At 71.2% G+C, this 6,637-nt stretch carries 6 protein-coding genes; 3 read left to right on the plus strand and 3 right to left on the minus strand.

Annotated features, from left to right (window positions below; genetic code table 11):
- Window positions 1-741 carry an SGNH/GDSL hydrolase family protein gene (locus tag Aco04nite_RS32225; RefSeq protein WP_213001016.1) on the minus strand — a complete coding sequence of 247 codons (741 nt, stop codon included), beginning with the start codon at window positions 739-741 and terminating at the stop codon, window positions 1-3.
- Between the two features lie 323 nt (window positions 742-1,064).
- Between Aco04nite_RS32225 and Aco04nite_RS32230 the strand changes: the two genes are divergently transcribed.
- Complete coding sequence (locus tag Aco04nite_RS32230; RefSeq protein WP_213001017.1) at window positions 1,065-1,364, plus strand: hypothetical protein; 300 nt, start codon at window positions 1,065-1,067, stop codon at window positions 1,362-1,364.
- A gap of 54 nt (window positions 1,365-1,418) precedes the next feature.
- Window positions 1,419-5,015, plus strand: a complete 3,597-nt coding sequence (locus tag Aco04nite_RS32235; RefSeq protein ID WP_213001018.1) for a SpoIIE family protein phosphatase — start codon at window positions 1,419-1,421, stop codon at window positions 5,013-5,015.
- Here the strand turns inward: Aco04nite_RS32235 and Aco04nite_RS32240 are convergent.
- Window positions 4,943-5,509, minus strand: coding sequence for a GNAT family N-acetyltransferase (locus tag Aco04nite_RS32240; RefSeq protein WP_213001019.1), 567 nt, complete (start codon window positions 5,507-5,509; stop codon window positions 4,943-4,945). The two genes, Aco04nite_RS32235 and Aco04nite_RS32240, sit on opposite strands and share 73 nt — an antisense overlap.
- Window positions 5,510-5,526: 17 nt before the next feature.
- Window positions 5,527-6,102 (minus strand): DUF4232 domain-containing protein, encoded by a 576-nt coding sequence (locus Aco04nite_RS32245; protein WP_213001020.1) that lies wholly within the window; start codon window positions 6,100-6,102, stop codon window positions 5,527-5,529.
- Window positions 6,103-6,169: 67 nt separating this feature from the next.
- On the opposite strand from Aco04nite_RS32245, the gene Aco04nite_RS32250 reads away from it, so the two are divergent.
- Window positions 6,170-6,631 (plus strand): GNAT family N-acetyltransferase, encoded by a 462-nt coding sequence (locus Aco04nite_RS32250; protein WP_213001021.1) that lies wholly within the window; start codon window positions 6,170-6,172, stop codon window positions 6,629-6,631.
- Window positions 6,632-6,637: the final 6 nt, after the last annotated feature.

Genomic DNA, 6,637 nt, shown 5'->3' on the forward strand with positions numbered 1-6,637 from the left:
TCAGCTCGGCTTGATGCTGGTCCAGTCGAGATATTTACCCGTGCGGTCGTCGCCCGAGGAACGGCCCTGCAGGCGGCGCTGCACCCAGGGCAGGACGTGCTCGCGGTAGTAGCGGGCCTCGACCAGCACCCGGCGGGTCTCGGCCGGGCCCGGGTCGACCGCGTGGGCGGCCTGCGCGTAGCCCAGCTGGGTGAGCACGAGACCCGCGACCCGCTGATGGCCGGCGGCGTTGAGGTGCAGGCGATCCGCCGACCAGTACGGCGCGCGGCGGATCTCGACGTCGTGGAAGACGTCGACGAGCTCGGCGCCGTGCCGCTCGGCCAGTTCCCGGGTGGCCTCGGTGAGGATCTCGCCCTTGCGGCGGATCGAGGCGCCGAACGGGAGCCGCTGGGACGGGTCGGCGCCGCTGATCACCACGAGCCGGATGCCGGCGTCGACGACCCGCTCGATCGCCTGTTCGAGCAGGGCGATGAGGCGGACGGTGTCCGTGCCCGGGCGCATCATGTCGTTGCCGCCGCCGTTGAGGGTGAGCAGCGTCGGCTTCGGGTCGAGCGCGAGCGCCGCCGGCAGCTGGTCGGCCACGATCGAGGCGAGCAGGCGGCCGCGGATCGCGAAGTTGGCGTACTGCACGTCGCCGGGCAGACCCGCGGCGACCAGGTCGGTCCAGCCGCGCGGTGACCCGTCGGGCAGCTCGTCGCCCATCCCCTCACTGAAGCTGTCGCCGACCGCCGCGTACCGCATCCGAAACCTCCGTGAGATCGACCGGAACCTCACGCTACGCGAACGGCTGCCCGAACCGGCGAACCGGTCCGGGTGACCACTGGGAGGTCTTTTCACGCGCAGGGATGACAATGCTTGCCCGCGCCGCCGCGCGAATGGGAATTTGAAGCGGTGAATGCGGACGGAGAACCGTGCATAAATGGGTTGTGCAAGCGGTCGTCGCCGGCCTGGTTCTGACATCTCCCGGACAACCTTCTCACCGGCATCCCGAAACCGATCCCGGGTGCGGCGCCGGTGACCACAGCTCCCGCGCTGTCTATTCGATCAGTACGCAGGCCGGTTCGGTGCTCGAACTGCGGTTCTCCGACAGTCACCGCTGCGCGTGGGGTTTCCTGAGCACCCGCGGCGTCGGGGAGCTGTGGATCGACCGGACCTCCGACGCCGGCGAAACCTGGGAGGGACTGCTCGGAAAAAGCCGGTCACGCGTATTCTCCGCCGCCGGGACGACCTATACCACGGGCTATGCCGACAGCCCGCCGATCATGGTGCGGGTATGTGGCCGGGACGTTTTCCCGGGTATCGCGCGGTTCATTTCCAGTATCGCCGAAACGTACACGCAGACGGTCTGCTCCGACTGGTTCTAAAGGTCGGGGCATGGCCGGGGCCGCCCGTGGGTACCCTGCCGGGGTGATGCGGGGATGATGGCCGGGCTGTTCGCCGGCGGCGGGGAGACCGGGCGGCTCATGGCCGGTCTCGACTGGGCCGGGACGCCGCTGGGCGCCGTCGATCAGTGGCCGCAGAGCCTGCGGTCGGCGGTGCGTATCGTGCTCTCGTCGCGCTACCCGATGCTGCTGCTCTGGGGCCCGGAATACACCCAGCTCTACAACGACGCGTATTCCGCGCTCATCGGTGATCAGCACCCGGCCGCGCTCGGCGGGGATGTGCGGGTCACCCTGGAGGCCGGGTGGGCCGTGCTGGAGCCGCTGATCGCCGAGGCCATGGCCACCGGCGTCGCGAGCTGGGTGCCGGCGCTGCAGCTCATGCTCGAACGGGCCGGGTATCGCGAGGAGGCGTACTTCAGCGTCTCGCACGCTCCCGCCCGCGACGACGACGGCCGTACGGTCGGTGTCCTCACCGTGTGCAGCGAGGTGACCGACCAGGTCGTGGGGGAGCGGCGGCTGCGGCTGCTGAGGGAGCTCTCCGTCCGCGCCGGCGGGGAGGCGATCGGAGCCGGGCAGACCTGTGAGCGGTTGGCGGCGGCGATCGCCGAGCACCCGCTCGACGTCCCGTTCGCGGGGATCTACCTGCGCGACGGCGACCGGTTGCGGCGCGTAGCGAGCTGCGGCACCAGCGAACTGCCCGACGAGTTGCCCGAGGATGCCGAACCCGGGACGTACGGCGTCACCGGCGGGCCCTGGGATCTTCCCGTACGCACAGCGGTGACGATCCCGCTCCACCCGGCCGGACAGGGCCGGCCGCTCGGCGTCCTGGTGGCCGGTGCGAGCCCGAGCCGCGCGCTCGACGACGGCTATCGCTCGTTCTTCCACCTGCTCGCCCAGCAGGTGTCGCTGGCGGTGCGCAACGCGTACGCGTACGAGGAGGAACGCCGCCGGGCCGAGCAGCTCGCCGAGCTGGACCGGGTCAAGACGGCCTTCTTCACCAACGTCAGCCACGCGTTCCGCACCCCGCTGACCCTCATGCTCGGCCCGCTGACCGAGGCCCTGGCCGACACCGCCGAACCGCTCGGGGAGCTTCAGCACGAGCGCGTCGACACCGCGCGGCGCAACGCGACCCGCCTGCTGACGCTGGTCAACAACCTCATGACGTTCTCGAGCCTGGAGGCCGGGCGGGCCGGGAACACCCCGCGCCGCATCGACCTCGCCGGGCTCACCGCCGACCTGGCCGGGGTGTTCCGCTCCGCCGTCGAGCGGGCGTCCCTGCGCCTGGTCGTGGACAGCCCGCCGCTGCCCCGCCCGACCGCCGTCGACCCCGTGAACTGGGAAACGATCGTCACGAACCTGGTCTCCAATGCGCTCAAGTTCACGTTCGTCGGCGAGATCCGGGTGACGCTCGACAGCGACGACCAGGGGGTGCGCCTGCGGGTCGCCGACTCCGGCATCGGGATCAACGCCGACGAACTGCCGCACCTGTTCGACCGCTTTCACCGGGTGCAGGGCGCTCAGGCACGCAGTCACGAGGGCAGCGGCATCGGTCTGGCGCTCGTCCGCGAGCTCACCCGGCTGCTCGGCGGCGAGGTCACCGTGGCGAGCGCGCCGGGCTCGGGCACCACCTTCACCGTGACGCTGCCCTGGAAAACCGTCACACCCCAGGACGAGACCCCAGCTATGGGTACGCCCACCGCGCACGCCTACGCCCTCGCCGAGGAAGCGCAGGGCTGGCTCGCCGTCCCGGATCCCGTTCCCGTTCCCGTTCCCGCGAGTGACCATGATGTACGGATCCTGGTCGCCGATGACAACAGCGACATGCGGGCGTACCTGCAGAGGCTGTTGACCGCTGAGAACTGGCAGGTCGAAACGGTCGGTGACGGGCAGGCCGCGCTGGAGGCGATCCGGCGCCGGCCCCCGGATCTGCTGATCACCGACGCGATGATGCCGCGGATGGACGGCTTCGCCCTGGTACGCACGCTGCGCCGGCATGACGTCACGCGCACCCTGCCGATCGTGATGCTGTCCGCGCGGGCGGGTGGCGAGGCCGGCGTCGAGGGTCTCGACGCCGGCGCGGACGACTACGTGGTCAAACCGTTCACGCCGGCCGAGCTGATCGCCCGGGTGCGCAGCAACCTGCAGCGTGACCGGGGCGCGTCCGCTCGGCCCCGGGGCGGATCCGCCGGTACGACGGCGGTGATCGCTTCCGGCCGGGCGCTCGAGGAGGCCGTGCACGCCACGACCGAACAGGCTCGGGCGCTGCTCGACGGTCTGCAGGCGTTCACCGAGCTGAGCGGCGGGCCGGACCGCAGGGCACTGATGTTCAGCACACCCCTGCCGGACGGGAAGGCGACCGCGGCGGACTCCGTGCGTACCCCGGTGAAGGGCCGGGACGGCAGCGAGATCGGCTCGGTCACGGTTCTGCTCGGGGCGCCGGCCCCGGCACATGCCCAGGCGTTGCTCGCGCCGGTCGCGGCGATGCTCGCGGCGCTCGCCGAGAGCCGCTGGGAGCTCGACCACGAACGGCAGATCGCGATCACGCTGCAGCAGAGTGTGCTGCCGGAGACCCTGCCCGCGGTGCCCGGATGGGAGCTCAGCGCGCGGTATCAGCCGGCGTCCGGGAACCTCGGCGGCGACTGGTACGACGTCATCACGCTGCCCGGCGACGACCTGCTGCTCGTGATCGGCGACGTCGCGGGACACGGCCTGGGCGCCGCCGTGACAGCCGCGCAGCTGCGCAACGCCGTGCGCGCCTACGCGGTCGAGGACGGCGGCCCGCAGCGCATCCTGTCCCGGATCGTGTCCATGCTCGGCCGGTTGAGCACGCCGTACTTCGCCACGATGCTGCTCGCACGGCTCACCCCGGCGACCGGCGAGGTGACCTGGTGCACGGCGGGGCACCCCGCGCCGTTGCAGTGGACTCCCGGGCAGGCACCCGTCTGGCTGCGCGGTGTGGTGGGGCCGCCGCTCGGGCTGTCCGCGGCCGCGTACACGTCGAACGGTCTTGTCCTGCCGCCCGGTGGTTACCTGCTGTTCTTCACCGACGGGCTGATCGAGACCCGGGACGAACCGCTCGACACCGGGGTCTCCCATGTGCTCGCCCGCTGTTCGCCCGGCGCGGGGCTCGGCGTTCCCGCCGCCGACCTGCTCACCACCGCGCTGGCCGCGGCCGTGCAACCGGCGGCGGACGACATCGCGGCGCTCGCGCTGCGGCGTGACCCCGGCGAGAACCCCGCCACGGTCCTGCCAGCGATCGCTGACCTGGAGGTGAGCTGGCGCTATCCGCTGGTGCCGACCGCGTCCTCGATGATGCGCGCGGATCTGCGCGCCACCCTCACCGGCATGATCGACGCGGATCTGCTCGGTGACCTGCAACTCGCGGCGACCGAGGCGGTCAACAACGCGGTGGAGCACGCCCAGCAGCCGACCCGCCCGGAGATCGACGTCCGGCTGCGGATCGCACACGGCACCATCCGGGTCAGCGTCCAGGACTACGGCAGCTGGCGCGGGCGCCCGGCACCGCTCGACCGGGGCCGGGGCGCCCTGCTGATGAACGCCTACGGCGAGGTGCGGGTGACGTCCTCGTCGACGGGCACACTGGTCTCGATCGAGCGCAGACTGACCTCGTAGAGATACTCGGTGCCGTCCTCCTCGTCCCACTGCTCACCGACGTGGTCGAAGCCGAAACCCGCGATCGTGGCCAGCGAGGCCACGTTGTCGGGGCGGATGCTCGCGCGAACGGTCACGGCCTGCGGCTCGGAGGCGGCCCAGCGCAGCAGCTCGGCCACCATGGCCCGCGCATATCCGCGCCTGCGAAAATCCGGATCGGTGCTGTAGCCGATCTCGACCATGCCGGCCTCGTCGGGCGGCCCGTGAAAACCGCCGGCGCCCACGACAACCCCGTCCGGGACGCTGACCGTCGCGCGCACGATCCAGTCCGCGGCGCGCGGGTCGGCGGCGATCTGATCGAGACGCAGCCGCCACAACCAGGTGACCTCGTCGGAGAGGAACCACTCGGACAGCGGGACACCGGTCAGGTCGCGGGCGGTGGCGAGATCACCGGCCAGCAACGCCTCGAGAACCGGCGGTGGCAGGGGCACAAAACGTACGGAAGGCTGAGTCATCGCCGAGATCATCGCACCTACTCCCAGGGACCCACACCCATTTTCCCGGTGGTGCCCAGATCGACGTTCAGCGGGAGCGTGTGCCGGGGCTGCCCCTCCGCGGGGGCGACACTCAGGTAGGCGCCGAGCATGAAATCGCCCTCACCCGGGGCGTTCGTGCTGCGCCACAGCAGCGCGGCGCCGATCTGCTCACCCGGCGCGACCTCCACCCGCACCGGAGTGTCCTTCAGCGTGTCGACCTGCTGAATGTTGTCGGTCCCGACCAGAACCTGCACGTCCAGCTTCCTGTGGTCGGCATCGAGCACATCGACCAGGGGATAACCGTAGGCGACGTACGGCTTCGTGCCGCAGTTACGCAGCTGGATCCCGACGGCCCGCAGCCCCATCGCGCCATCGACCTCGCTGAGCGAAAGCTCCACACCGGGGTCCAGGCACCCGGTATCAGCCGCCTCCGACGGGGGAGGCGTGACCGCGGCCGGCACGGGCATCGCCGGCGAACCCAGCACGAGCGGCCGGCCGTCCTCCGGCGAGACGTCACAACCCGCGAGCAGCACCCCCGTCAGCAGCACCGGCACCAGCCATCGTGTCCTCATCCCGGCCATCATGCTGCACGGTGCCAAACCGGTTGAACGCCCGCGATCGCCCGGCGATGATGCTGAGGTGCCGGCCCTCGAACAACCACTGCTCACCGAGCGTCTACTGCTGCGCCCGTTCCTGCCCGGCGACGACACGGCCCTCTACGACCTGCGTACCAACCCCGAGGTGCTGCGCCACCTGTACTGGCCGCCCGCCACGCCCGGCGAAGCCCGCGACATCGTGGCGCAGCGGCTCACCATGACGACGCTCACGGCCGACGGCGACTTCCTCGTGCTCGCCGTCGTGCGCCGCTCCGACGACCGGCTGATCGGCGAGGCCGACCTGGGCCTGGTCAGCCTCGACAACCGGCACGGCGAGATCGGCGTGATCCTTCACCCGGACGCCCAGGGCCACGGCTACGCGGCGGAAACCGCCACCGCGCTGCTCGACTTCGCGTTCGACGTCGCCGGCCTGCACCGCGTCACCGCCCAGACGAACGCCGCGAACGAACCCGCCGCCCGGGCCATGCTTCGCCTAGACGAGTAAGTCCTA

Origin of the sequence: Winogradskya consettensis (assembly GCF_018332715.1) — a bacterium.
GTDB classification, from domain to species: Bacteria; Actinomycetota; Actinomycetes; order Mycobacteriales; family Micromonosporaceae; genus Actinoplanes; species Actinoplanes consettensis.